Source organism: Kribbella rubisoli (assembly GCF_004217145.1).
In the GTDB taxonomy this organism is placed as follows: Bacteria; Actinomycetota; Actinomycetes; order Propionibacteriales; family Kribbellaceae; genus Kribbella; species Kribbella rubisoli.
Window position 1 is genome coordinate 18,989 of sequence record NZ_SHKR01000002.1, and the last position, 23,857, is coordinate 42,845.

The following is a 23,857-nucleotide window of genomic DNA, read 5'->3' on the forward strand; positions in this document are numbered from 1 at the left end:
CCGGTCGCGATGCGTCAACAGCTGATTTCTGTCGGTGCCGCCGTACAGACTGCTCGCATGCTTGACGACCCCGCCTTGCTCGACAACCACCTGGCCTTCCTGGCGGCCCATCGCGGAGCCGTACGCCGGTCCGCCGCGGCGATCGAGGTGGTCGGCGAATCGGGCGAGTTCTCCGCGTGGATCCCGCTCTCGGCGACCGCTGAGCTCCCGGCCGGGACGTCCACGGTCCGTCTGGTGCCGTGGAGTGGCGCGGGGTGGGCCGAGCGGCTGACTGCGGCGGGCTTCGAGCCGGCCGAGGTCCTGGTGCATATGGAGGCATCGGCCGGGCCGGTGGAGGGGGATCCGATCGCGGCGATCGACTCGGATGCGGACGCGGTGGGGTTTGCGGAGGTGCAGAGTGCGGCGTTTCTCGAGGTCGGCGAGCCGGACTACGACTGGTGGCAGAAGATGTTCGTCGAGCGAGCTGTCCAGAACTACCGGGCGCCGGATCAGTCGCTCTACCTGCTCCGGGTGGATGGCGAGCCCGCGTCGAGCACGCTGGTGTTGCGGACCGGATCAGTCGTCGGCGTCTACGCAGTCGCGACCAAACCGCAGTACCGGGGGCGAGGGCTGGCGACCGCGCTGCTCGCGCAGGCCCGGCGGGACGCGGCCGGCGGGCGGCTCACGCTGCAGGTGGTCGAGGGGTCGGACGCGGAGCGGCTCAACCTCAAGCTCGGGTTTCGTCCTGCTTTTCGCTCGCCACACTTTCGTCCGAGCCACTGACTTCTTCCTTCTCGGTGCCGGAGCCGACGCCGGAGGAGGCCTCGCTGTTCGGGTCGCGGGTGGTCAGGTTGCCGATCCGGACCACCTCTCCGTTGCGGACGTACCAGGTGGTGCCGTCCTCACCGCGCAGCGTCGTGATCCGCAGGCCGACCGCGACCACCGTCCCGGTCGCCTTCTCCATGTCGATCAGGTCGCCCACGCCGTACTGGTCCTCGAAGATCATGAACACGCCGGCCAGGAAGTCCTTCACCAGCGTCTGCGCGCCGAAGCCGAGCGCGACGCCGATGATGCTCGCCGACGCGATCACCGGCAGGATGTTGAATCCGAGCTCGGCCAGCACCATCACCACGAGGACGGCGGTCAGCACGATCGTGACCGTGCTGGTCAGCAGCGACGCGATCGTCTCCGCCCGCTGCGCCCGGCGCTCGTTCGCGAGGTTGTTCTCGACGAACTCCTGGCCGCGCTTGGACTTGGCCAGCACGCCCGCCACCGCGCCGTTGCCGGTCCGGCGGGCAAACCGCCGGATGACCTTGTGCAGCAGCCAGCGGAGCACGAGGAAACCGATGATCAGTCCCGCGATCCGGGCAGGGACGACCACGATCTGGTCGGTCACCTCGAGTTTGCCGTCATTGCCGGTGCGGAAGAACGTCGGAAACGCGTCCGGGGGCGACAACAAGCGTGAAAACAGGGGGTGACTGAACGGGGACAGAAGGTAGCTGGTCAGAATAGGCATCTCGCCGCCTGATCTTAGTAAGGCTGACAAGGAGACGGAAAAGCATGTCGAGCCGGCTGGATGACGAGCTGTCCAGGCTCGTGAGCGCTGGTGTGCTGCGCCAGTACCAGGCCGACTCGATCCGGGACGCCGCCGACGCCGAGATCGACGCGGCGCTGGCCGACCCCGGGCGGCCCCATCCGCAAGCGGCGGCGCAGGCGGCCCAGGCGGCCCAGGCGGCAAAGGCTCCCGGGCCGGCCAAACCCAAGGCGCCGCCCGTCGAGGCCCATCCGAACGCCTTGGTCGAGGTGCTCGGCTACATCGGCGGCGCGCTGCTGCTCGGCGCGGTCGCGCTCCTGACCTTGGCCAACTGGGGCGAAATGGGCCGCGCGGCCCGGGTCAGCACCGGGACGACTGCAGCGGTCGTGCTGCTCGGTGCGGCCGTCGTGCTCGCGCTGCTACGGCGCCGTGAGCAGCTGAGCTCGGCGCTCGCGTCGCTCGGGTGTTGCGTGGCCGGCTTCGCGACGTACGTGGCGATCGAGGGGGAGACCGGGCAGGTCGCCGGGGTGGCGGTCGCACTCGCGCTGGCCGCGGTCGGGTTGTGGTGGCTGGAGGGCTCATCGTTGCTGGTGGCAACGTTCGGGATCCTGGCCGTGGGTGTGTTGGTCATCACGGCAGATGTCCTCACTCCGGACACCGGCTCGGCGGCGAACAGCGCGGGTATCGCCGGCACCGGATTCATCATCGTCGCGTTCGTGTTCGCGATGCTCGGCCTGGTGCGGGATCAGGCGACGTCGTGGTCTCTGGCTGGAGCGGCGATGTTCAGCTCGTCGATCTGCTGGCTGGTGCAGGAGCGCGGCGAGATCATGGCCCTGGCCGTCGGTACGGCGGGCCCTGCTGCGCTGCTGGTCGCCTACGGCCGGACGCGGCGTCCGTCGTACGCCGTGGTGGGCTGCGCGATCCTCCTGGTCATCTGGCCGACGTCGCTGTACCAGCTGACCGACAACATGGCCGGTGTGGCCGTCGGACTCGTCGTAGCCAGCGGAGTCCTCCTGCTCGCAGTGCTGATGCTGAGTCGGCGGCGCTCGAACGAATAGCAGACCCCTCGTACGGCGCGCGCCGTTTAGCCGTTGGCGCGGTTGATGCGGCAGACTCGCTGGGGTGACAGCTCCCACTGCAGCCCTTGTCGAGCTAGCGGTTGCCCATGGCGTGGCGACGGAGTACTGGAACTGGCAAGGCGAGCATGTGATCGTCTCGAGCGAGGTCGTGGCCGACGTACTCGCTGCGCTCGGCGTGGACGCGTCTACGCCGGACAGGGCGGCGCTTGCGCTCGCTGAGCACCAGGAGGCGCGCTGGCGTCGTACGCTGCCCGCCACCGTGGTGATGCGGGAGGGCTGGACGCCCTGGTTCGCCGTACACCTGCCGCACGGGTCGACGGCAGAGGTGTGGGTCGACCTCGAGGACGGCGGTCAGCGACGGGACATCCCGCAGCAGGACCACTGGGTGGAGCCGGAGTGGGTCGACGGCGTACAGGTCGGCGAGGCGACGTTCCAGCTGCCCGGGGACCTGCCGCTCGGGTACCACCGGCTGTGCGCGCGGATCGGTACCAATCCGGAGATCTCGGTCAGCACGCTGATCGTCACACCGCGGAAGCTCGAGCCGGAGAAGCTGCACCGCACCTGGGGCTGGGTGCTGCAGCTGTACTCCGTTCGCTCGCGGCGGTCGTGGGGGATCGGCGATCTGCACGACCTGGGTGACCTGGCCGCGTGGTCGGCGCATGACCTCGGCGCCGGGTTCGTGCTGGTGAACCCGTTGCACGCTGCGGAGCTGGCCGGGCGGATGGAGCCCTCGCCGTACCTCCCGGCGTCGCGGCGCTTCAACAACCCGATCTACCTGCGGATCGAGGACATCGACGAGTACGGCGACCTCGCGCCGGCGGAGCGGGATCGCGTGCGGACGCTGGCGCTGCAGGCGCGGGTGCTCAGCGAGGACGTCACCGCGCTGGACCGGGACACGGTCTGGGCAGCCAAGCGCGAGGCGCTGCAGCTGCTGTTCCGCGTGCAGCCGTCGATCGGACGGATCGCGGAGTACGGCGCGTACTGCGACCGAGAGAGCCAGGGGCTGATCGACTTCGCCACCTGGGCCGCGATCGCGGACGTGCACGGGCCGGAGTGGAGCAAGTGGCCGGAGGAGCTGCAGGACCCGACGGCGTCGGCGGTCGTTGCCTTCCGCAACGAGAACCCGGACGCGGTCGAGTTCCACTGCTGGCTGCAGTGGCAGCTGGACGAGCAGCTCGCGCGGACCCAGGCCCGGGCGAAGTCGGCCGGCATGTCGCTGGGCGTCGTACACGATCTTGCGGTTGGGGTGCATCCCGACGGCGCGGACGCGTGGGCGCTGCAGAACGTGCTGGCGCCGAACATCCACGTCGGTGCGCCGCCGGACGCGTTCAACCAGCAGGGCCAGGACTGGTCGCAGCCGCCGTGGCGGCCCAATGCGCTCGCCGAGACCGGGTACGCCGCATGGCGGGATCTGGTGCGAGCAGTGATGCGGCATGGCGGCGGGCTGCGGATCGACCACATCCTCGGCATGTTCCGGCTCTGGTGGGTGACGTCGCCGGAGCGGCCCACCGAGGGGACGTACGTGCGGTACGACCATGAGGCGCTGATCGGGATCCTGGTGCTCGAGGCCCAGCGCTCCGGAGTGACCGTGATCGGCGAGGACCTCGGGACGGTCGAGCCGTGGGTGCGCGACTACCTGACCGAGCGGGGGATTCTCGGTACGTCGGTGCTGTGGTTCGAGCGGGACGCCAACGGCAAGCCGCTCGCGCCGGAGCGGTGGCGGGAGCTGTGCCTGGCCACCGTCACCACGCACGACCTGCCGCCGACGGCGGGGTATCTGGCCGGCGACCACGTCGAGCTGCGGAACCGGCTCGGTCTGCTGACGCGTCCGGTCGCGGAGGAGCTTGCCGTCGACGAGGCCGACCGCGACGCGTGGCTCGCGGCCTTACGTGAGCGTCATCTGCTGTCGGACACCGATGGCGACGTCGAGCGGATCGTCGAGGCTCTGCACCAGTACGTCGCGCATACGCCGTCGAAGCTGGTCGGGGTCGCGCTGACGGATGCGGTCGGCGAACGACGTACGCAGAATCAGCCGGGGACCACGGACGAGTATCCGAACTGGCGAATCCCGCTGGGCGGCCCCGACGGCGAGCCGGTCCTGGTCGAAGACCTGCCGAACAACCACCGGCTCCGCCGCTTGATCGGTGCACTGAACATATAGCTTTCCGTATTCATCTTCTCACCAACCGTTGACAATAGATTTGAACGGTTGTTTTCTATTGAGCAGGAGGCGCCTTCCTTCGCTGTTCCACCGCCCCAGCAGTTGAAGGAGCTCGCATGCTGCGACAAAGGAAACTCGGCATTGCCGGAATTGCCGTCGGCGCGTTTGCGCTGACGGTGTGCACGTCGGTGCCGCTCGCCTACGGACACGGGTATACGACCGGGCCGATCAGCCGGGCCAAGAATTGTCAGGACGGAGTCGTGCAGGACTGCGGTCAGATCCAATGGGAGCCGCAGAGTGTGGAAGGGCCCAAGGGGTTCCCGCAGGCGGGTCCTGCGGACGGGAGCCTCTGCTCGGCGGGGCTGCCGCAGTTCGCCGAACTCGACGATCAGCGCGGCGGGAGCTGGCCGGCGACCCAGCTCCAGGGTGGTCAGGGGTTCACGTTCGGGTGGCATCTGACCGCGGCGCACGCGACCACGGACTTCAAGTACTACATGACCAAGCAGGGCTGGGATCCGACCCAGCCGCTGACGCGGTCCGCGCTGGATCTCGAACCGTTCCTCACCGTCCCGATGAACGGCGCGCGTCCGGCGACCGACGTGTCCCACCCCGGAACCATCCCCGCCGGGCGGTCCGGACGGCACCTGATCCTCGCCGTCTGGACCATCGCCGACACTGCGAACGCCTTCTACCAGTGCTCGGATGTTAATTTCTAATTCAATCTGACGTTTCGCCAATATCTTTCCTGGGCAGTGCACTCCTTGAAATAACCGCCCCATATTTCAAGGAGTGTCCCCATGAAGTCAGTGCTCCGTCGCGTCGTCGTCCCGATCGTCGCCGTACTCGTCGGCCTGCTGCCCGGTGTGGTCGCAGTCGAGCAGGCGTCGGCGCTGACCAAGATGACGCATTCACAGGCGACCGCGATCTTCTCGGCCGCCGGCATCACCTGGTCGTCCAGCGGCAACTGCTCGAACCGCAACAACTCCACCTGCACGTCGTTCGACCAGATCAACGACAGCACCGTGTACGGCGTCCGCACGCTCAGGCAAGCGAGCGGGTGCGCGATCCGGATCACCGGTGGCACCGAGACCGGCCACGCCAGCGGCACCTACAGCCACTGGAACGGCTACAAGGTCGACGTCGCGATCACCACGTGCGTCACCAACTACGTCCACAACAACTTCACCCGCATCGCCGACCGCGGCGACGGCTACCCCCAGTGGCGCTCCGGCGCCGGCAACATCTACGCCAACGAGGGAAACCACTGGGACATCACCTACTACAACTGCGGCGGCTGCTGAGCCCCGTTTGGTGGGTTAACCCACCCCGTTGTGGGTTCGCCACCCGGAATCAGGGTGGTTAACCCACAACCGGATGGGTCTACCTACCAAACGGGGTGGTTCGGGTGGTTCGGGTGGTTCGGGGTGGGGAGTGGGGGCGGGAGGGCGGGTACTAGGCTTCGGGGCGTGATACCTCAATTGTCGGGGCACTCCCTGCTGGTGTTCGTCGGGATTCCTCTGTTGGTTGTCGCGGTGCTGGCGTTGCTGGTGTTCGCGTCGTCGATCGCTGACGGGCCGCGGTACCGTCCAGGGCTGTCCTGGTGGGCTCCGCCGGTCTGGATCAACGGGCCGACCGCAACCAAGCCGGACCCGGCCAACCTGCCCGAGCTGCCTGAGCTGACCGGCGCACCGGGTGCCACTGTGACCACTGGGACCGCCGCCACCGGCGTCGCCCGCACGACCGGAGGCGCAAGTGCCAGCTGGTGACGCATTCACCCCCGACCAGCTCTACGACATCGAGCGCGCGGTCCGGTACGCCGAGGACACCTCCGGCCTGCACTTCTCCGTGTACGTCGGCGGCGCGGACTCCGAGACCCGCCCGTTCGCGCTCGAGCTGTTCAACGAGCTCGACGACCCGGACAGCACCGTCCTGGTGTACGTCGACCCAGCCGGCCGACGGCTGGAGATCGTGACCGGCTCGCTGGCCAAGCGGCAGCTGACGGACACCGCCGCCGGACTGGCCGCGCTGACCATGCAGACGTCGTTCGCCACCGGCGACCTCACCGGCGGTCTCGTCACCGGCGTACAGCAGCTGGGGACGCACGCGCACCAGCCGCCGTTGCTGCACGCCAGCGACGAGCAGCACAAGCTGTAGCACGTGGCACCGGCCCTGCAGCCCCGCCGTATCGAGCTGGGCGACGTCGTACTGCGTCCTTTCGTCGCATCTGACGAGGCTGCAGTGGCCGAGGCATTGCGTGACCCCGGCATCCTTCGCTGGACCGCTGGTACGGCGGTCATCCGCGCACCAGCCGAGCAGCGCGCCCGCAGGTGGCTGGAGCCACGCATCGACGGCTGGAGCCGCGGTAGCGCCATCTTCGCGATCGCGGACGCCGCCACGGACCAGGTGCTCGGCAACGTGTCGCTGCGGGACGTTCACCGCATCCCGGACCAGGCCGTCGCGGCGTACTGGGTCAGCCCGCTGGCCCGCGGCCGCCGGCTCGGTGCGCGCGCACTCGATGCTGCCGCGACCTGGGGCTTCGCAGCCGACGGACTGGGACTGCACCGCATCTCACTCGACCACTCGCTGGTCAACGAGGGGTCATGCCACGTCGCGCTCCGCGCCGGCTTCCAGCTGGAGGGCGTGATGCGCGACTACTACGTCGAACCGACCGGTAAGCGGCACGACTCGCACCTGCACGCCCGGCTGGGCACCGACGTGGTCTCCTCAGCCGGCTGAAACTGCCGGCTCGTAAGTCGGGCAGGCCGGGCTCGGGTACGCCGCCTGTGTGCGCGGATCCAGGCACAGGTTGAGCACCTGTGTCGAGGAGGAACCCGGGCCGAGGTAGACGATCCAGGTGTTGATGACCGGCGTCATCGAGCTGCTGTTGGTCAGCCCCGGGTACTGCCCGTTGACCAGCATCGCCTTCGCCGGGATCCCGGCCCGGGTGAGCGTGGCTGCAGTGTTCTTCGCACTCTGGTCCGCAGGCATACCGACGTCGGTCGGGTACTTGTCGATCATGACGATCCACTGGCCGCGCTTGAACTTCGGCGAGACCGGCCCGGTGTTCACCTCCGGCGTCGTCTTCTGCGCCTTGGCCTTCGGCGCCGCCGTGGAGGCCGGGGGCTGCCGATCCGCCTTCGAGGCGCTCCCACTCGCACTCTCGGTCGGAACCTGCGGTGCGGCGGCGCCGGTGTCGGTGCCCGATCCCAGCCGCAGCCCGTCGGCGGGCGGGTCGTCGGAGGTTCCCCGGGTCAGGATGAACCCGAAGATCGCGGCCATCGCCGCCGCGGCCACGACACCCGCGCCGATGGCGCTGTGCGAACGCTGTGCCTTCCGCGGGCCTGCTGCCGGCGTACTCCGCCTGGCAGCGGTCTTCTGTTGTTTGCGTGCAACCCGAGCGGGCGGCTTACGGTGATCGACGCGAGTCACGGCAAGGGCCCCTCCCCAAGAAAACCCGGACCTCCGTGGATGGATAGTCCGGTGCAGCTTAAACCGAACGACCGAATAAATGAGCCTCTTTCAGGTGGCGAGAATCTCTTTCCCTGCAAGGGAATCGCGCACCGCGCACGACTCCTCACGATCTGCCGACGAGCAATCGTTTGACCCTTACCGAGCGGGGTTGGACGGTCCGGTAGCGCAATGTGTTGACCTAGACCGCACTCCAGCTGATTCGCTCCTGCTATGCGTTATCTGACCATCGGAAATGACCCCGCGCGACAGCGCCGGGTGAGCCAGATCGCCCTCGGGGCGATGCTCATGGGTACGGCGACCGACGAGGCGACGTCGTACGCGATTCTGGACCGGTACGTCGAGGCGGGCGGAACGTTCGTCGACACGGCCAACAACTACGCGTTCTGGGTCAACGGGACCCAGGGCGGCGAGAGCGAGCAGCTGCTCGGCCGGTGGCTGCGGAGCCGCGGCATCGCGGACGAGCTCACGATCGCGACCAAGGTGGGCGGACGCCCGCCGCAGCCCGCCAACGCCTTGAGCGAGCACCTCGAAGGCCTGTCGGCTCAGGTGATCAAGGAGTCCCTGGCCCGGAGCCTGGAGAACCTCGGGCGCGACCACGTCGACGTGTACTACGCCCACGTGCCCGATCCCGCCGTACCGCTGGAGGAGCAGGTCGAGACGTTCGGGGCGCTGGCTGCGGACGGGACGATCGGTCTGCTCGGGCTGAGCAACTACTGGAGCTGGCAGATCGAGCGGGCGAGGGCAATGGCCGCTGCAGCCGGTCTGCCGGGCTGTGAGGTGCTGCAGCATCACCACACGTACTTCCGCGCCCGCACCGACCAGGGCGGTCTCCGCTCGCGCGACGGCAGCATCGGCGTCACCGACGGGCAGTTGCTGAGCTATCTGCGCCAAGAGCCTGGCCTGACGCTGGTGGCGTACACACCACTCCTCAGCGGCGGCTACGTCCGAGCTGACAGGCCGCTGGACGAGCTGTACGACCACGCCGGCACGAAGGCTCGCAAGATCGCGCTGGACGACGTCGTACAGCAGACCGGCGCCACCGCGAACCAGGTAGTCCTGTCGTGGCTGATGGGCGGCGATATCCCGATCATCCCGCTGGTAGGCGCCTCATCTGTCGCCCAGCTCGACGAGACCCTCGCAGCCGCCGACCTCGAGCTCACGCCCGAGCAACGCGACCGCCTGAACGCAGCCGGCCAGAACTAGGTGCCGGACGGGATGCCGTCGTACTTCGCCTTCGGGCGGGTGTCGATGGCGTCGTCCAGCCAGGCGTCGATGTCGACGTCGGCCGAGAGGATGTGCCGCACGTACGACGCGCGCTCGTGGCTGAGGACCTCTAGCTCCCAGACGCACGGGGCAGCGCCGAGCGGGGCAGGGCGGAGGTCGTCCACTTCCATGCCGCTGAAAATGCTCAGGCGGGACTGGAAGTCCTTCGCCCAGCTCTGCACGACCAGGTAGATCCCGTCGTCGCCCAGGTGCAGTACGACGACGCCGAGCCCGATCGCCCCCATCGCGTCGTCGAACTCGAGCTGGCGGGTTGCGGCGCTGCGGGCCCCGTCGACCATGTGGTCGTCCCACTGCCGTCCGCGGGCGGTGATGATGTACGGCTTCACCAGGCGGTTGGAGTACCGCCAGGGCATCAGGGGAGTGACTGGGCGGGGTCTGTACGCCTCTGCGAGTCCGGTCAGCGCAACAGCTGCCGCACCGGCCAAGGCGGGGTCGGAGGCGGGCACCAACCCAGTCTTACCGCACGCAAAGGTCCAACGCGACACTGCCGATCTCCTGGTGAGACCGGCAGTGTCGCGGGAGGTCAGGCGACGGTGTCCGTGGCCTGCGCGGCGATCGCGCGGGTCAGGTCCGCCTGTGCCTCGGTGACGTACCGGAGCGTCGGAGCGTCGACCGCCGACGACTCCGCGGCCAGCCAGCCGGTCAGCGCGTCCAGTGCGGCCTGGTCGGCCAGGTGGCGCGGCGACAGGTACACCAGCACGTTCTCGCCCATCGACGAGCCGAGTCGGGTGTACACGTCCTTGGCAGCGGTCAGGTACTTGTCGACGTACGGCCGGAGCAGATCCTCCTGACCGGGCTGCTGGAAGCCGAGGATGGTCCGGAACTGCGTCTCGTTCGGGGTGTCCTCGGACTCCACTGCGATCCGCCAGGCCTCTTCCTTCGCCTCGGCGGTCGGCCGCGCGGCACGGGCCTGCGCGGCCCGCTCCTGACCGGTGATCGTGGTGTCGCGGGTGAGCTCGTCGTCGATCTCGTCCGCACCGATCTTGCCGAGGCGGGCCAGTGCCACAATCAGCGTCCAGCGCAGGTCGGTGTCGACAGCCAGGCCTTCCGGCAGGTCGCGACCGTCCAGCCAGCCGGCGATCCGGTCGGCACCGGCCGCCGAGAACACTGCCGAGCTGTACGCCCGGACGAAGGCCAGTTGGTGGTCGCTGCCCGGCTCGGCGTCGGCGACCAGTCCGGCCAGTGCCTCCTCGAGCTGGGCCCGGAGGGCGGGCCGGTTCTGCGGGGCGGCGTACTGGTTGACGGCGCTGTTCGCCTGGGCGAGCAGCGAGCGGACGCCGGTGAGGTCGCTCTCGGCCCGGATGCCGCGCAGGACGATGCCGACGTACTGGCTGGCCGGCATCTCGGCGTCGCGGGTCATGTCCCAGGCCGAGCCCCAGGCGAGTGCCCTCGGCAACGACTCGGTCAGCTGGTCGATCGACTCCACCAGCGTGGCCCGGGAGCGCTCGTCGAGCCGGATCTTCGCGTAGGTCAGGTCGTCGTCGTTCAGCAGCACCAGGTCCGGCTGGGTCGCACCGGTGAGCTCGGGCAGCTCGGTGCGGGCGCCGTCGATGTCCACCTCGAACCGCTCGGTCCGCACCAGGCCCTCGTCGGTACGCCGGTACAGCCCGACCGCGAGCCGGTGCGGACGCAGTACCGGGAACTTCTCCGTCGCGCTCTGCTCGATGGCGAAGGAGGTGAAAGCCCCAGCGTCGTCGACGGTGAAGTCGGCGCGCAGCGTGTTCACACCGGCGGTCCGCAGCCAGCGCTCGGTCCAGTCGTCCAGGTCGCGCCCGGACGCCTTCTCCAGCGGCTTCAGCAGGTCGGTCAGCTCGGTGTTGCCGAAAGCGTGGTCGTGGAAGTACTCCTTCAGCGCGGTGACGAACGTGTCCTCACCGACGAAGGCGACCAGCTGGCGCAGCGTCGACGCACCCTTGGCGTAGGTGATGCCGTCGAAGTTCACCTCGACCGCGTGGAAGTCGATCATGTCGGCCGCGATCGGGTGCGTCGAGGGCAGCTGGTCCTGCCGGTACGCCCAGTTCTTCCGGGCGTTGCAGAACGTCGTCCAGGCGTCGGAGTACTTCGTCGTCGCGACCACCTGGGCCCAGTGGCTGGCCCACTCGGCGAACGACTCGTTCAGCCACAGGTCGTCCCACCAGGTCATCGTGACCAGGTCGCCGAACCACATGTGCGCCAGCTCGTGCAGCACGGTGTTGGCGCGGGACTCCAGCTCCGCGTGCGTCGTCCGGCTGCGGAACAGGTACTCGTCCCGCAGAGTCACGCAGCCTGCGTTCTCCATCGCGCCCATGTTGTACTCCGGCACGAAGGCCTGGTCGTACTTGTGGAACGGGTACGGCGTCCCGAACGCCTCCTCGAACAGCGCGAAGCCCTGCTTGGTGACCTCGAACAGGTCCTCGACGTCCAGCGCCTCCTTCAGCGACGGACGGCACAGCAGCGACAACGGATACGTCCCGTTCGGACCCTCGTATGCGTCCGTCACCACGTGGTACGGACCTGCGACCACAGCGGTGATGTACGTCGAGATCCGCTCCGTCGGCGGGAACTCCCAGCGGGCCAGCTCCTCGCCGTTCTCACCGGAGTACGTCGTGGGCTCCGGCGTCGGAGCGTTCGAGATGACCACCCAGCGGGCCGGTGCGGAGACGGTGAAGGTGAACGGCGCCTTGAGATCGGGCTGCTCGAAGGTGGTGAACACCCGGCGGGCGTCCGGCACCTCGAACTGCGTGTAGAGGTAGGTCTCCTTGTCGGCCGGGTCGACCGAGCGGTGCAGCCCTTCACCGGTGCGGGAGTACAGGCAGTCCGCGACCACGGTCAGCTCGTTGCGCTCCGCCAGCCCGTCGAGCTGGATGCGTGCGCCGTCGTACACCACGTCCGGGTCGAGGGCGACGCCGTTCAGGGTCACCGAGCGGACCTTGTCCGCGATCAGGTCGGCGAAGGTGCTCGCGCCGGCGGTGGCGGTGAAGGTGACGGCGGTCACGGACGGGAACGTGGGGGCGCCGCTCGGGGCACCGGTCAGGTCGAGCTCGATCGCGTAGGTCACGTCACTGACCACGCCCGCACGGGAACGCGCTTCGTCGCGCGTCAGGTTGGTTCCAGGCATATCGGCATCCTATGCACCTGGTTCTCAGGTTCGCCGAGGGTTTCCCCGCGATATTGGGTATTGGATACCGAGACGAGATCTGGTGTCCTTCAACTTTGTATGATGGGGAATATGACTGCCTCTGCAGATTTCTGGTTCGACCCGGCCTGCCCCTGGGCCTGGATGACATCTCGCTGGATGCTCGAGGTCGAGCAGGTCCGGGATGTGAAGACGACCTGGCACGTGATGAGCCTCGCCGTCCTGAACGAAGAGCGGATGGAGCACGACGAGAACTGGCAGCGTCTGATCGGCCGGGTCCGGGTGCTGATCGCCGCCGAGCAGGCGCACGGCAACGAAGTACTGCTGCCGCTCTACACCGCGCTCGGCCGCCGGATCCACAACGAAGGTCGTGGCGGCAAGGACGACGCCGTACTGGCCGAGGCGCTCGAGGAGGTCGGCCTGCCCGCGTCGCTGCTCGAAGCGGCCGACACCGACAAGTACGACGACGCGCTGAAGAAGTCGCACCACGCCGGCATGGACCTGGTCGGCATGGACGTCGGTACGCCGGTCATCGCGGTCGAGGGCACCGCGTTCTTCGGACCGGTCGTGACGCCGGCGCCCAAGGGCGAGGCGGCCGGCAAGCTCTGGGACGGCGTCCGGCTCGTCGCCGGCACGGAGGGCTTCTTCGAGATCAAGCGCACCCGGGACCGCGGTCCGATCTTCGACTGACGATTCAGGGCTTGCTATCGAACGGCCTGGGCGGTGAAAGTTGCTCACCAAGAAGTCCGCCAAGTGGTGAGTAGGTTCCAGATGACCGCCGTACCTCCAGATGTGACCGCCGGGATCGCTATGTTCGACCGTCACACCGGACAGCTCGTCCAGCAGTTGAATGCCGACCACCAGTTCCGGTCGGCATCCGTGGTGAAGCTGCTGATCGTGCTGGACTTCCTCTGGGACCGCGGCCCGCAGTACGACGTCCCGGCGGCGGACCGGGAGCGGCTGGAGGTCATGCTGCGCAGCAGTGACGACGACGCGGCCAGCTACTACTGGGACGAGCTCGGCGGCGCAGCGATCGTGGAGCGGATGGTGGAGCGGCTCGGCCTGACGCATACGGCCGGACCGCCCGCCACCCACCCGGGCTTCTGGGGGTACGTCGCCATCACCGCCGCCGACACGGTCCGGATCTATCGCTACATCCTGGACCAGGCTCCGCAGCCGGTCCGGGCGTACGTGATGGACCAGCTGCACCGGCCGACCCGGTACGGCACCGACGGCTTCGACCAGTACTTCGGGATCGCCTCCGTGTTCGACTCGGACTTCAGCATCAAACAGGGCTGGTCCGGGTTCCAGGGGTCTAGCGGCTACCAGTCGGACCGCGCGAAGCCGGAGTCCACTCTGGACCTGGTCAGCGACGCACTGCACACCACCGGGACAGTCGGCGTGGACGATCGGACCATCGTCGCGGTCTTCACCCTGCATCCGAGCGGCACGCACTACGAACAGGCCTATGCCGCAGTGACCCAGTTGACCGCAGGGCTGACAGTGCCGGGTGGCGTCCGGGCACAGGCGGGCTGACAGTAGATTGCTCGCCATGCGAGTGCACATCGGCTGCGACCATGCCGGCTTCGAGCTGAAGAACCACCTGGTAGAGCACCTGACTGCTGCCGGGCACGACGTCGTGGACCACGGTCCGGCGGTGTACGACGCCGTGGACGACTACCCGCCGTTCTGCCTGCGGACCGGACAGGCCGTCGTCGACGACCCGGGCAGCCTGGGCGTCGTGATCGGTGGTTCCGGCAACGGTGAGCAGATCGCCGCGAACAAGGTGAAGGGGGTCCGGGCCGTGCTGGCCTGGAGCACCGAGACCGCACGCCTCGGACGGGAGCACAACAACGCCAACGTGATCAGCGTCGGCGGCCGGATGCACTCGGAGGAGGAGGCGACCGGGTTCATCGACACGTTCCTGGCAACCGACTACTCCGGTGAGGCACGCCACACCCGCCGGATCGACATGCTGTCGGACTACGAGTCGACCGGTGAGCTCCCGCCCTTGCCCTGATCGTCGTGATCGTTCTCGGACTTTTGCGGTGCCGGCCGGCGTTCTATCTCTCGACGCGGCCGGGAAACGTCCCGGGCCCGCATCGACCGGCCGGTGCCGACCACGGCCGGAGTGGGCGGCGCCGCGCGTCCGCCCCTGGCTGCACCAGAACCACCTGTCGTCCCCATACGAGGAATCATGCCTGAAGGTCACACCCTGCACCGCCTGGCGAACGACGTCTGGGACGCGTTCGGCGGCCGCCTCGTCCAGGCGTCCAGCCCGCAGGGCCGGTTCGTCGACGGCGCCGCACTGCTCAACGGACATGTCCTGCGGCAGACCGAGGCCCACGGCAAGCACTTCCTGGCCGACTTCGAGGGTGCCGGCTGGTTGCACATCCACCTCGGCCTGATCGGCAAGATGGACATCCGCCCGGCCCCGGTGCCCGAGCCGGTCGGTCAGGTACGGCTCAGGCTGCAGAACGCCACGGCGTACGCCGATCTGCGCGGTGCGACCGTCTGCGAGGTCATCACCGGCGAGGAACGCGACAAGCTGCTCGGCCGGCTCGGACCGGACCCGCTGCGCGACGACGCCGACCCGGACCTCGCCTGGAAGCGGATCCACCGCAGCAAGCTGCCGATCGGGCAGCTGCTGATGAACCAGGACGTGTTGAGCGGTGTCGGCAACGTCTACCGCGCCGAGGTGCTGTTCCGGGCCAAGCTGAACCCGATGACGCCGGGCAACGTGGTCAAGAAGCGCGAGTGGCAGGGCATGTGGGACGACCTGCTCGCGCTGATGAAGTACGGCGTCGAGACCGGCCGGATCGACACCGTTGCCGACGACCACACACCGGAGGCGATGGGCCGTGACCCACGCAAGGATGATCATGGTGGCGAGGTCTACGTCTACCGGCGGCAGGGGCAGCACTGCTTCGTCTGCCAGTCGGTGATCCGGACCAAGATCCTGGCCGGCCGCAACCTTTTCTGGTGTCCCAAATGTCAGCGGACCGGACTCACCCGCAAGAGCTGAAACCCATCGGTTGTGTTGCGAATTGATGCGCGGACCGAGTGGTGCCGTTATCTTCTTCACACCATGAGGAAGAACGGCGGTCTCGCGCTGGTACGACGCATCGGCCGCCGGGTCGAAGCGCTGGGCCGTCGTGCCCGTCGGTCCCACCGGCTGGCGTTCGTTGCCCTGTCGCTGATGCAGCTGGTGATCGCGAGCGCCAGCTACGCCTGGATGACCTTCGTGCCGGCGTCGTTCCTGATCATCCCGCTCGTTGTCGGCGGCGTTCTGCTGCGCTTCGGCGAACTCGTCGCCCTGACCGGGATCACGGCGGCGTTCGGTTCGTACGTCGTACTGTCCCGCGGCGTGACCCTGCCGCGGATCGGCTTCGTGCTGGTGCTGGTGATCGTCGGCTGGATCATGATCACCAGCGCCAAGGTGCGCAGCCGGCTCGGTGTGGCCGGCACCCGGAGCGAGTCGATGCTGATGGAGCTGCGGGACACGCTCACGGCGCAGGGGGAGATGCCGACGCTGCCGTCGGGCTGGCAGGTCGAGGTGGCGATCCAGTCCGCCGGCGGGTCGACGTTCTCCGGTGACTTCGTGGTGTCGACGATGCATGGCGACTTCCTCGAGGTGGCGCTGGTCGATGTCTCGGGCAAGGGAATCGACGCCGGGACGCGGGCGCTGCTGTTGTCCGGTGCGTTCGGCGGGCTGCTGGGCGTCGTACCGGAGGCGGAGTTCCTGCCGTCGGCGAACCAGTACATCCGCCGGCAGGACTGGGACGACGACTTTGCGACCGTGGTCCACGTCGTACTCAACCTGCGGACCGGGGACTTCGACGTACGCACGGCGGGGCATCCGCCGGCGATCCAGTTCGACGCGTGGTCGGGGCGCTGGCAGACGCGGGACGCGGACGGGCCGTTGCTCGGGTTGATGGAGTCCCCGGACTTCAAGGCGAACCACGGGCAACTGCGGCCCGGGGACGCCTTGTTCCTGTACAGCGACGGCATGGTCGAGACGCCGCGGCGGGACATCGGCCGCGGTACGGACCGCCTCACCGGCCACGCGGAACGCCTGGTGGCGCAGGGATTCCTGGGCGGCGCCGCCGACCTGGTCGCGACCGCCGGCGGACCGGGCGACGACTCGGCGATCGTGATCATCCACCGGACGGCGCACGGCTGAGAGCGGCGGCCTGCCGATGGCGTAGCCTGCTCGGTCGTGACGATCGATGGGCTGGGCGACACCTTCGGTGCCGGGGCGGACCGGGTCGCGCCCGACGTCTCGTTCGAAGAGCTGGTCGCGATGATGCCGGAGGCGTTGCGGGAGGTGTTCCCGCCGTACCGCTGGCAGTTGGCGAAGCTGTGGGAGCTCGAGCTGAAAGTCGAGCCGGTCGAGATCGCCGACCTGGTCTGGATGTTCGACCTGCCGCTGTGGCAGCTCGACGGCGAACGGTTCCGGGTCACGCCGAACCAGGTCGCGGAGACGCCGATGAACTTCCGTGCCCACTACCAGCGGGTGATGGACGCGGACCTCGACTTCCCGATCAACCTGGTCGCGTACCGCGGCCGGCTCGTCGTACTCGACGGCGTGCACCGGCTGGCGAAGGCGCACTTCCTCCGCCGCCGCTGGATCGAGGCCACGATCGCCACCGCGACCCAGCTCCGGTCCTGCGCCGTTTGACAGGATGGACGCCATGGACGTCATGGACAGCGTGGAGCGTGAGGTGTACGTCGAGGCTCGCCCGGAGGAGGTGTGGGCCGCGGTCACGCAGCCCGCGGGTCTCGCCCGGTGGTACGCGTTCGGCGGCGCGGAGATCGACCTACGGCCGGGCGGGCGGCTGGCGCTGCGCTGGGACGAACACGGGCAGTTCCGCGGCTTCGTCGAGAAGGTCGAACCCGGTCGCCGCTTCGCCTACCGGTACGCCGTCGCGCCGGACGTCGATCCCGCGCCGGGCAACGCGAACCTGGTCGAATTCACCCTCACCCCGGAAGGTGAAGGCACCCGCCTGCTCGTCGTCGAGTCCGGCTTCGACCGCCTGGACCTGACGCCGGAACAGCAGTCCGAGCACGCCGACCAGTCCTCGCAGGCCTGGGAGAACTCCCTCGGCCTGCTGACCGCCTGGGCGACACGCGGCAGTTGGTAATGGTGATGTGTCACCTTACGATTGGTGACATGACATCGAACAACGACGACTACGCGCCCAGCCCGACCGGTTGGGTCCGCGACCAGGTGGAGAAGGTCACCGAGGCCGGCACCACCGCTGCGGTCGACATCAAGGGGATGCGCGTGGTGCTGCTGACGATGCGCGGCGCCAAGTCCGGCAAGATCCGGAAGGTCCCGCTGATGCGGGTGGAGCACGACGGTGTGTACGCCGCCGTCGCCTCGCTGGGCGGTGCGCCGAAGAATCCCGTCTGGTACTACAACTTGAAGGCCGACCCGAAGCTCACCCTGCAGGACGGTGAGACCACCAAGGAGTACGTCGCCCGCGAGATCGAGGGCGCCGAGTACGACGAGTGGTGGCCGCGCGCCGTCGACGCCTACCCGCCGTATGCCGAATACCAGACCAAGACCACCCGGAAGATCCCGCTGTTCGTCCTGGACCCGGTCGAGTAGGCCCTCTCTGGTGACCCATCGCCTACTGCGGGGCGCTACGGCGCTGGATCACCAGAGAGGGCCTAAGTCCTTGCAAAGATCTCGCTCCGGATGACGGTCGGTGACTGGGGCGGGACCAGGCTTGTGAGACGCTGGCGACGGCCGGGTTCACTTCGACCCGGCCCGGCGCTCAGGCGCCGATCGAGGGTCGCTTGAGTTCTGGGAGTCGTCCTGACCACACACGACGCGGTGCAGGAACCGTTCGTCGGGTCGACGCGGTTGCGTCTGGCCGGACTTGCACTGCATGCCTATACCGCGAGCGGAACGGTGCTCGCGTTGCTGATCGTGATCGCCGCCATCGACGGCGACGCGGTCCGCGCCCTCTGGCTCGGGCTGGCGACCCTCGTGATCGACGGCACGGACGGGATGCTCGCGCGCCGGCTGCGGGTGAAGGAGACCATCCCGTGGTTCGACGGCGCGATGCTCGACAACATCGTCGACTACCTGACCTACGCGTTCGCCCCGATCGTCTTGTTGTGGACCGGCGGCTACCTGCCGTCCGGCACCTGGGGCGCGGTCCTCGGCGCGTTGCCGTTGCTTGCCTCCAGCTACCAGTTCTGCCGGGTCGACGCGAAGACAGAGGACCACTTCTTCCTCGGCTTCCCCAGCTACTGGAACGTGGTCGCGTTCTACGTCGTGGTGCTCAGCCTCAGCCCGGTCACCACCGGCATCATCCTGGTCGTCTGCTCGATCCTCGTCTTCATCCCGGTGAAGTACGTGTACCCGTCGCGGACGAAGGCGTTCCGCTCGGTGAACCTGCTGACGACCGCGATCTGGCTCGCGTCGTACGCCGTCCTCCTGGCGCAGATGCCGAACCCGAACGCGATCGTGGTCGGGGTCTCGCTGTCGTACTTGGTGTATTACGGCGTCCTGAGTCTGTATCTGACGTGGCGCCGTAAGGCTGTCGCGTAGATGGTTCTCGGTCTTGGCGCGGCTCTGGGGGCCGCGGCGCTGTTCGGTGTCGGCGCGATCATGCAGGCGGTCGGTTCGCGCAAGGTGCCGACCGAGTCGGAGCTGAATCCGCGACGGTTCGGCGCGTTCGTCGTCGCGTTGCTCAAGCAGCCTGCATTCCTCGGCGCGCTCGCGCTGAACCTGGCCGGCTTCGGCCTGCATTTCGTCGCGCTTCGCCTGCTGCCGTTGTACCTGGCGCAGGCCGGCATCGCGGTCAGCCTCGTCGTCACCGCACTACTCGCGACCCGGCTGATGTCGGATCAACTCAGCGCGCTCGAATGGTCGGCGGTGGCGGGCGTTGTCGTCGGCCTCGGTCTGCTCGCGGTGTCAGCGGGCGACGCCGGCGCGAACGTGCAGCATCACGGCCTCACGATCGGCATCATCGTCGGCCTCGTCACGATCGCCGTACTCGGCGCCACCGCCAGCCGATCGCAGCACGGTGTATCGACCGCCCTGCTAGGAATGCTGGCCGGTCTCGGGTACGCCGGAGTTGCCATCTCGGCCCGTCTGCTGCAGGACGGTTCCGTCTCCGAGCTGTTCCACAGCCCGACGCTCTACACGCTCCCGATCAGTGGAGCGCTCGCTTTCATCCTGTACTCGTTGGCGCTGCAGCGCGGTTCGGTGACGTTGGCAACGACGCCGATGATCGCCCTGCAGACCATCACCCCGGCCGCCGTCGGAGTCTTCGTCCTCGACGACGCCGTACGCGCAGGTTGGTGGCCGGCGGCGATCATCGGCTTCGCCCTCTCCGCGGCCGGCTCCGTGGTCCTGGTCCGCTTCGAGTCGGTCAAGCACTGAGCTCAGCGCGACGGCCATTTCCAAGGCGGCTCGTCGAGCGGGCCTTGGCCGGCGATGGTGGTGGCGCCGCGGTCCTTGACCAGCTCGATCGTGTGCAGGTCGGGGGACAGGGCCTGCAAGGAGGCGATGAACGGGCGCGAATGGGTGACCACGATGACCTGCGCCTCCTTCGCCGCGGTGACCACGAGGTTTGCCAGGGCCGGCAGTAGGTCGGGGTGCAGGCTGGTCTCGGGCTCGTTGAGGACCAGGAGTTCTGGTGGTCTCGGGGTCAGTAGGGCAGCGACCCACAGGAGATACCGGAGCGTGCCGTCGGAGAGCTCGGCGCCGGACAGCGGCCGGAGCAGACCGTGCTGGCGGAACGCGACCTCGAAGCGACCGGCGGTGTTCACGACGTCGACCCGGCTGCCGGGGAAGCCCAGCTCGATGGCCTCGTCGAGTGCGCCGTTCGGGCCGAGCTCACGGATCGTCTGCAGGGCGGCCGCAACATCCCCGCCGTCCTGGGACAGGACGGCGGTCCGCGTCCCGATCTGCACTCGCCGTGCGGGTGCGTCGGCGTCGGTGCGGAAGTGGTCGTAGAACCGCCAACCTCGCAGCCGGTCCCGCACCAGCATGAGCTCCGGCGCGCGTTCTGGATCCGCGAACTCGCTCAGCATGCTGTCGAATGTCTGGAGCTGATGTCCCGCGCGTTCCCACTCGCCACCGGACGAGCGGATCCGCGCCTCACGATTGCTCCGATCGACCAGCAGAGCAGCCGGTCGGAGGAACGGCCCGGCCCACAACGCTTCCCGCTTGATCTCGGGGTCCAGATCGAACTGCGAGCCGTTGGGAACGGGCAGGCCGAGATCCATCAGATAGCCGTAGTCGTCGCCCGCAAACCCCATCCGCAGCGTCACCGGGCCGGTCCGGACGGTGCCCTGGACCGGCCGGTCTTTGCGGACATGCTCCGGCCCGGCCCACAGCGTCGACTGGAGTCCGCCTTCGCGTGCCAGGGCAGCGATGGCGCCGTTGCGCGAGGCATCGGCAAGCAACCGGAGCGCCCGGTACAGGCTGGACTTGCCCGACCCGTTCGCTCCGGTCACCACGTTCAGTCCGCCCAGGGGCATGACGATCCGCCGCAGGGACCGGTAGTTCTCCACGGCCAGCGTCGTCAACATGCGGCCAACGTACCGGCGGCCCCCGACAGTCCTACGGCAGGCGGCGCCAGCGGACGGCGTCGGCGATCACGTAGCCGTCGGCGTTGTCGCTCAGCTCGACATAGCTGTCCAGGCCGGCGTTGAACGTGAACGTGCCGAGCGACACCCACTCACCAGTCCGCGGATCCGGTACGCCGCGGACGCGCTGGTTGACAGTCACCGTCGTAGTGCCGCCCGCGTGATGTACGACGTACGGCGCGTTCGAAGCGCGGTTCGGATCAGCGGTGTACGACGTGAGGAGCTCGTACTGTCCCGTGCCGGGGATGGCCGGGCGGAAACGAGCCAGGTTGGCGCCGGTGCCCTTCGCGTGGGTGAGGTAGTTGAACCCGTAATACCCGAGGAGGCTGCGCCCGCTGGCCCACGTCCCGACCGTCTCGAAGCCGAGCCCGCCGTTGTCGACGGTGATCTCCTCGCGGACGTCCGGGGTCGCCGGCGCCTTGACGAGGGTCAGTTGCTCGAGTGCCACCGCCGTACCGCCGCCTCGGCCTGCACCGGCCAAGGTGAAGCGGATGGAGTGCCGCCCTGCGGTGAGCTGGCGCCGGTCGAGCAGCACCATGTCGTAGCCCTCGCCGCGGAACGAGGTCAGGTCGAGTGCACTGACCCGCGGGGCTTCCCCGTCGACAGTCACCGTGACCAGTCCGCCGTCAGCAGAGCGGTAGTAGCGCAGCCACAGCTCGTACGTGTCGTCGCGGTCCACGTGGATCGCCTGGTCGACGTACGCGCCGACAGCGCCGGCTGGCAGCCGCGGGTAGTTCATCGGGTACGACGACGTGGACAGACCCGGCCCGGTGGCCAGACTGTCGCGTCCTTGGGTCAGCCACTCCAGGTTGAAGCGGGCGACCGCCACGCGGCGCGGACTGCTGTCGATGTCGCCGTCGCACCCATACAGCAGGACGATTGTGCCGTCGGACAGGCGGGCGAGGTCGGAGTAGTACCCACGGATCGGGCTGATCGATCGGCTGTAGCGGAACGACTTGCCCTCGTCGTAGCTGACTGCGACCGTCATGTTCCAGCGCATCGGCGAGTCAGGACGACTGAGCAGCACCCGATTGGCGTCGTCTGTGTACCGGTGGAAGCCCATGTCACAGCCGTTGAACAGGCCCACACTGAAGTCCATCACCGCACGCGACCAACTCAGACCCTCGTCGGTGCTGATGGCGAAGTCCCGCGGCCAGTCGTTCCCGGAGCCCGGCCGACTGTTCATCACGATGGAGCCGTCCGCGCGCTGAAGCACTCTGGCCTCGCCAACCGTCGGCAGCCCAGTCCCGAGCGGTACCTCGCCACCGGCCTTCCAGGTGCGACCGTGGTCGTCGCTGTAGACGGTGGAGGCGCCGTAGTTGCGGTCTGCCGTGGGTACGCCGGTGATGATCGTCCGGTGCGACACGGTGAGCAGCAACCGGCCGGACTTCAACTGGATGCCGTGCCCGGGGCCAGGACCGTGCATCTCCCAGTTGAACGGGAAGCTGTCGAACAGACCGTCCAGACTGTGCCGCTCGCCCCACGTAGCGCCGTTGTCGGTGCTGGAGCGATAGTGCACGATGCCGGTGTCGGACGAGCAACTGGTGTTCTCCGGCAGCCGCGCGCAGAGGTTGTAGAACAGGAAGACCTCGCCGGTGTGGCCGTCGGCAACAAATGTCGGGTTGGCCCAGCTCTCACCGTTCACTGACGCCTCGACGGTCTGCGTCGGCAGCCACGTCAGTCCGCCGTCCGTACTGCGCCGGATGAGCAGATCGTGCGGTCCGGCGTCGCACACCTCGTGCCGGCCCTCACAGCACGCGATGAGGGTGTCGTTGCGCGTCGCGATCAGCCCGTAGACGAAGTAACTGGCCAACGGGTCGACGGTGTTGTCCCACAGTGTTGTCTCTCCGAAGACCGGCGCAGCCGGCTGATGGTGTCCACGCCTGCCACCACCTTGCGGTACGACGGCGTTGGCGGACGTCGGCAACGCGGCCGCGGCCGCCCCGGCCGCGATCCCGAGATTCAACGTACGACGACTGATCGGCATGCCACTCTCCTCACGACGGAAGGTGGCAGGACCGTACCCGCTCGGTTCACGGAGGCGCTAGACGCTAATAGGTATTACTCCTCGGAGAAAGAAGATCGGGTGATGGCGGCGGCGGGTGTCACCGGCCGCCGAAGGTCTCGTACAGCTCGTCGCGCTCGGCCTCGGTGAGGTTGGTGTCGATGAGCTTGCTGTGCATGCCGTGGAAGCGCTCGCCGACCCGGTCGAGATCGCCCTGCTCGGTGACCACGAACAGTGCCGAGCTTCCCGGTGTCACCTCGGTGCGGATCTTGTGCAGCTGCTCCTTGGTGATGCCGGATTTCTCGGTCGTCTTGGCGATCGCGCCGATCGCGGCGCCGGCCACGCCGCCGATCACCGGCACGAAGAAGAGGGCGCCGAGGAGAACGCCCCACAAGGCGCCCCACCCGGTTCCGCGCCAGGTCTCTTCGTGTGCCTGCTTGGTGGTCGGATGCGAGGCGCCTTCGGGCCACGAGACGACCGCATGGTCGACGATCTTCACCAGCCCGTCCTTCTCGCAACCTTTGAGCACTGTAGCGGCGTGCTCGGCTCCGTCGGGGCTGTCGAACTTCCACACCGTAAAGGCGGTCATGGTGCACTCCTTGCCGTTTCACTGCCG

General features: G+C 68.2%; 26 protein-coding genes. 19 read left to right on the plus strand and 7 right to left on the minus strand.

Features of this window, described 5'->3' with window-relative positions; genetic code table 11:
* The first annotated feature begins 57 nt into the window (after positions 1 to 57).
* Positions 58 to 762, plus strand: a complete 705-nt coding sequence (locus EV645_RS01050; RefSeq protein WP_157996983.1) for a GNAT family N-acetyltransferase — start codon at positions 58 to 60, stop codon at positions 760 to 762.
* Here the strand turns inward: EV645_RS01050 and EV645_RS01055 are convergent.
* On the minus strand, positions 707 to 1,495 hold the full coding sequence (locus EV645_RS01055) for a mechanosensitive ion channel family protein (protein ID WP_130438769.1): 789 nt from the start codon (positions 1,493 to 1,495) through the stop codon (positions 707 to 709). The genes EV645_RS01050 and EV645_RS01055 overlap by 56 nt on opposite strands.
* A gap of 44 nt (positions 1,496 to 1,539) precedes the next feature.
* Between EV645_RS01055 and EV645_RS01060 the strand changes: the two genes are divergently transcribed.
* The 7 genes from EV645_RS01060 (at position 1,540) to EV645_RS01090 (ending at position 7,489) form a co-directional block, all read left to right on the plus strand.
* On the plus strand, positions 1,540 to 2,571 hold the full coding sequence (locus EV645_RS01060; RefSeq protein WP_130438770.1) for a hypothetical protein: 1,032 nt from the start codon (positions 1,540 to 1,542) through the stop codon (positions 2,569 to 2,571).
* A 64-nt stretch (positions 2,572 to 2,635) separates the two neighbouring features.
* Entirely contained in the window at positions 2,636 to 4,753 is a 2,118-nt protein-coding gene (malQ, locus tag EV645_RS01065) for a 4-alpha-glucanotransferase (protein WP_130438772.1), read from the plus strand.
* Between the two features lie 116 nt (positions 4,754 to 4,869).
* The gene (locus tag EV645_RS01070; RefSeq protein WP_130438774.1) at positions 4,870 to 5,469 is read left to right on the plus strand and encodes a lytic polysaccharide monooxygenase auxiliary activity family 9 protein; all 600 of its coding nucleotides are present in this window, start codon (positions 4,870 to 4,872) and stop codon (positions 5,467 to 5,469) included.
* Positions 5,470 to 5,550: 81 nt separating this feature from the next.
* The gene (locus EV645_RS01075) at positions 5,551 to 6,054 is read left to right on the plus strand and encodes a hypothetical protein (RefSeq protein ID WP_130438776.1); all 504 of its coding nucleotides are present in this window, start codon (positions 5,551 to 5,553) and stop codon (positions 6,052 to 6,054) included.
* Between the two features lie 165 nt (positions 6,055 to 6,219).
* Positions 6,220 to 6,519, plus strand: a complete 300-nt coding sequence (gene ctaJ, locus EV645_RS01080) for an aa3-type cytochrome oxidase subunit CtaJ (RefSeq protein ID WP_130438778.1) — start codon at positions 6,220 to 6,222, stop codon at positions 6,517 to 6,519.
* Entirely contained in the window at positions 6,506 to 6,907 is a 402-nt protein-coding gene (locus tag EV645_RS01085) for a DUF5130 family protein (RefSeq protein ID WP_130438780.1), read from the plus strand. The genes ctaJ and EV645_RS01085 overlap by 14 nt, the downstream gene beginning before the upstream one ends.
* A gap of 3 nt (positions 6,908 to 6,910) precedes the next feature.
* Positions 6,911 to 7,489, plus strand: coding sequence for a GNAT family N-acetyltransferase (locus EV645_RS01090; protein ID WP_130438782.1), 579 nt, complete (start codon positions 6,911 to 6,913; stop codon positions 7,487 to 7,489).
* On the opposite strand, the gene EV645_RS01095 is transcribed toward EV645_RS01090, so the two are convergent.
* Complete coding sequence (locus EV645_RS01095) at positions 7,478 to 8,182, minus strand: hypothetical protein (RefSeq protein ID WP_130438784.1); 705 nt, start codon at positions 8,180 to 8,182, stop codon at positions 7,478 to 7,480. The genes EV645_RS01090 and EV645_RS01095 overlap by 12 nt on opposite strands.
* 252 nt (positions 8,183 to 8,434) lie before the next feature.
* On the opposite strand from EV645_RS01095, the gene EV645_RS01100 reads away from it, so the two are divergent.
* Positions 8,435 to 9,427: an aldo/keto reductase gene (locus EV645_RS01100; protein ID WP_130438786.1), complete on the plus strand. Its 993-nt coding sequence runs from the start codon at positions 8,435 to 8,437 to the stop codon at positions 9,425 to 9,427.
* Here the strand turns inward: EV645_RS01100 and EV645_RS01105 are convergent.
* Both EV645_RS01105 and pepN read right to left on the minus strand, forming a co-directional pair.
* Positions 9,424 to 9,954, minus strand: a complete 531-nt coding sequence (locus EV645_RS01105; protein WP_130438788.1) for a hypothetical protein — start codon at positions 9,952 to 9,954, stop codon at positions 9,424 to 9,426. The two genes, EV645_RS01100 and EV645_RS01105, sit on opposite strands and share 4 nt — an antisense overlap.
* 77 nt (positions 9,955 to 10,031) lie before the next feature.
* A complete protein-coding gene (pepN, locus tag EV645_RS01110; RefSeq protein WP_130438790.1) occupies positions 10,032 to 12,605 on the minus strand; it encodes an aminopeptidase N in 2,574 nt (857 codons plus the stop codon).
* 111 nt (positions 12,606 to 12,716) lie between these two features.
* On the opposite strand from pepN, the gene EV645_RS01115 reads away from it, so the two are divergent.
* The 10 genes from EV645_RS01115 (at position 12,717) to EV645_RS01160 (ending at position 20,025) form a co-directional block, all read left to right on the plus strand.
* Positions 12,717 to 13,313 carry a mycothiol-dependent nitroreductase Rv2466c family protein gene (locus EV645_RS01115; protein WP_198681405.1) on the plus strand — a complete coding sequence of 199 codons (597 nt, stop codon included), beginning with the start codon at positions 12,717 to 12,719 and terminating at the stop codon, positions 13,311 to 13,313.
* 66 nt (positions 13,314 to 13,379) lie between these two features.
* Positions 13,380 to 14,159 (plus strand): class A beta-lactamase-related serine hydrolase, encoded by a 780-nt coding sequence (locus EV645_RS01120; protein WP_242000131.1) that lies wholly within the window; start codon positions 13,380 to 13,382, stop codon positions 14,157 to 14,159.
* A 16-nt stretch (positions 14,160 to 14,175) separates the two neighbouring features.
* Positions 14,176 to 14,643, plus strand: coding sequence for a ribose-5-phosphate isomerase (locus EV645_RS01125; RefSeq protein WP_130438794.1), 468 nt, complete (start codon positions 14,176 to 14,178; stop codon positions 14,641 to 14,643).
* A gap of 177 nt (positions 14,644 to 14,820) precedes the next feature.
* A complete protein-coding gene (locus EV645_RS01130) occupies positions 14,821 to 15,648 on the plus strand; it encodes an Fpg/Nei family DNA glycosylase (RefSeq protein ID WP_130438796.1) in 828 nt (275 codons plus the stop codon).
* Positions 15,649 to 15,711: 63 nt separating this feature from the next.
* A complete protein-coding gene (locus tag EV645_RS01135; protein WP_130438798.1) occupies positions 15,712 to 16,806 on the plus strand; it encodes a PP2C family protein-serine/threonine phosphatase in 1,095 nt (364 codons plus the stop codon).
* A 36-nt stretch (positions 16,807 to 16,842) separates the two neighbouring features.
* On the plus strand, positions 16,843 to 17,304 hold the full coding sequence (locus EV645_RS01140; RefSeq protein ID WP_242000132.1) for a hypothetical protein: 462 nt from the start codon (positions 16,843 to 16,845) through the stop codon (positions 17,302 to 17,304).
* 13 nt (positions 17,305 to 17,317) lie between these two features.
* Positions 17,318 to 17,767 carry an SRPBCC domain-containing protein gene (locus EV645_RS01145; RefSeq protein ID WP_130438800.1) on the plus strand — a complete coding sequence of 150 codons (450 nt, stop codon included), beginning with the start codon at positions 17,318 to 17,320 and terminating at the stop codon, positions 17,765 to 17,767.
* Positions 17,768 to 17,796: 29 nt separating this feature from the next.
* Positions 17,797 to 18,237: a nitroreductase family deazaflavin-dependent oxidoreductase gene (locus EV645_RS01150; protein WP_130438802.1), complete on the plus strand. Its 441-nt coding sequence runs from the start codon at positions 17,797 to 17,799 to the stop codon at positions 18,235 to 18,237.
* Positions 18,238 to 18,465: 228 nt separating this feature from the next.
* Complete coding sequence (locus EV645_RS01155; RefSeq protein ID WP_130438804.1) at positions 18,466 to 19,188, plus strand: CDP-alcohol phosphatidyltransferase family protein; 723 nt, start codon at positions 18,466 to 18,468, stop codon at positions 19,186 to 19,188.
* Positions 19,189 to 20,025, plus strand: coding sequence for a DMT family protein (locus EV645_RS01160; protein WP_130438806.1), 837 nt, complete (start codon positions 19,189 to 19,191; stop codon positions 20,023 to 20,025).
* A 2-nt stretch (positions 20,026 to 20,027) separates the two neighbouring features.
* Here EV645_RS01160 and EV645_RS01165 read toward each other — a convergent pair whose 3' ends face one another.
* The 3 genes from EV645_RS01165 to EV645_RS01175 form a co-directional block, all read right to left on the minus strand.
* Positions 20,028 to 21,179 (minus strand): AAA family ATPase, encoded by a 1,152-nt coding sequence (locus EV645_RS01165; protein ID WP_130438808.1) that lies wholly within the window; start codon positions 21,177 to 21,179, stop codon positions 20,028 to 20,030.
* 31 nt (positions 21,180 to 21,210) lie between these two features.
* Complete coding sequence (locus EV645_RS01170) at positions 21,211 to 23,223, minus strand: golvesin C-terminal-like domain-containing protein (RefSeq protein ID WP_130438810.1); 2,013 nt, start codon at positions 23,221 to 23,223, stop codon at positions 21,211 to 21,213.
* Between the two features lie 118 nt (positions 23,224 to 23,341).
* Complete coding sequence (locus EV645_RS01175; RefSeq protein ID WP_130438812.1) at positions 23,342 to 23,830, minus strand: DUF1269 domain-containing protein; 489 nt, start codon at positions 23,828 to 23,830, stop codon at positions 23,342 to 23,344.
* Between the last annotated feature and the right edge of the window lie 27 nt (positions 23,831 to 23,857).

Bases quoted from the DNA above. Each gene is read 5' to 3' on its own strand.
- EV645_RS01160 (WP_130438806.1), top strand. From the start codon at position 19,189: ATGGTTCTCGGTCTTGGCGCGGCTCTGGGGGCCGCGGCGCTGTTCGGT.
- EV645_RS01075 (WP_130438776.1), top strand. From the start codon at position 5,551: ATGAAGTCAGTGCTCCGTCGCGTCGTCGTCCCGATCGTCGCCGTACTC.
- EV645_RS01055 (WP_130438769.1), bottom strand. From the start codon at position 1,495: ATGCCTATTCTGACCAGCTACCTTCTGTCCCCGTTCAGTCACCCCCTG.
- EV645_RS01125 (WP_130438794.1), top strand. From the start codon at position 14,176: ATGCGAGTGCACATCGGCTGCGACCATGCCGGCTTCGAGCTGAAGAAC.
- EV645_RS01100 (WP_130438786.1), top strand. From the start codon at position 8,435: ATGCGTTATCTGACCATCGGAAATGACCCCGCGCGACAGCGCCGGGTG.
- EV645_RS01070 (WP_130438774.1), top strand. From the start codon at position 4,870: ATGCTGCGACAAAGGAAACTCGGCATTGCCGGAATTGCCGTCGGCGCG.
- EV645_RS01130 (WP_130438796.1), top strand. From the start codon at position 14,821: ATGCCTGAAGGTCACACCCTGCACCGCCTGGCGAACGACGTCTGGGAC.
- EV645_RS01135 (WP_130438798.1), top strand. From the start codon at position 15,712: ATGAGGAAGAACGGCGGTCTCGCGCTGGTACGACGCATCGGCCGCCGG.
- EV645_RS01150 (WP_130438802.1), top strand. From the start codon at position 17,797: ATGACATCGAACAACGACGACTACGCGCCCAGCCCGACCGGTTGGGTC.
- EV645_RS01165 (WP_130438808.1), bottom strand. From the start codon at position 21,179: ATGTTGACGACGCTGGCCGTGGAGAACTACCGGTCCCTGCGGCGGATC.
- pepN (WP_130438790.1), bottom strand. From the start codon at position 12,605: ATGCCTGGAACCAACCTGACGCGCGACGAAGCGCGTTCCCGTGCGGGC.
- EV645_RS01050 (WP_157996983.1), top strand. From the start codon at position 58: ATGCTTGACGACCCCGCCTTGCTCGACAACCACCTGGCCTTCCTGGCG.
- EV645_RS01175 (WP_130438812.1), bottom strand. From the start codon at position 23,830: ATGACCGCCTTTACGGTGTGGAAGTTCGACAGCCCCGACGGAGCCGAG.
- EV645_RS01115 (WP_198681405.1), top strand. From the start codon at position 12,717: ATGACTGCCTCTGCAGATTTCTGGTTCGACCCGGCCTGCCCCTGGGCC.
- EV645_RS01060 (WP_130438770.1), top strand. From the start codon at position 1,540: ATGTCGAGCCGGCTGGATGACGAGCTGTCCAGGCTCGTGAGCGCTGGT.
- EV645_RS01145 (WP_130438800.1), top strand. From the start codon at position 17,318: ATGGACGTCATGGACAGCGTGGAGCGTGAGGTGTACGTCGAGGCTCGC.
- EV645_RS01170 (WP_130438810.1), bottom strand. From the start codon at position 23,223: ATGCCGATCAGTCGTCGTACGTTGAATCTCGGGATCGCGGCCGGGGCG.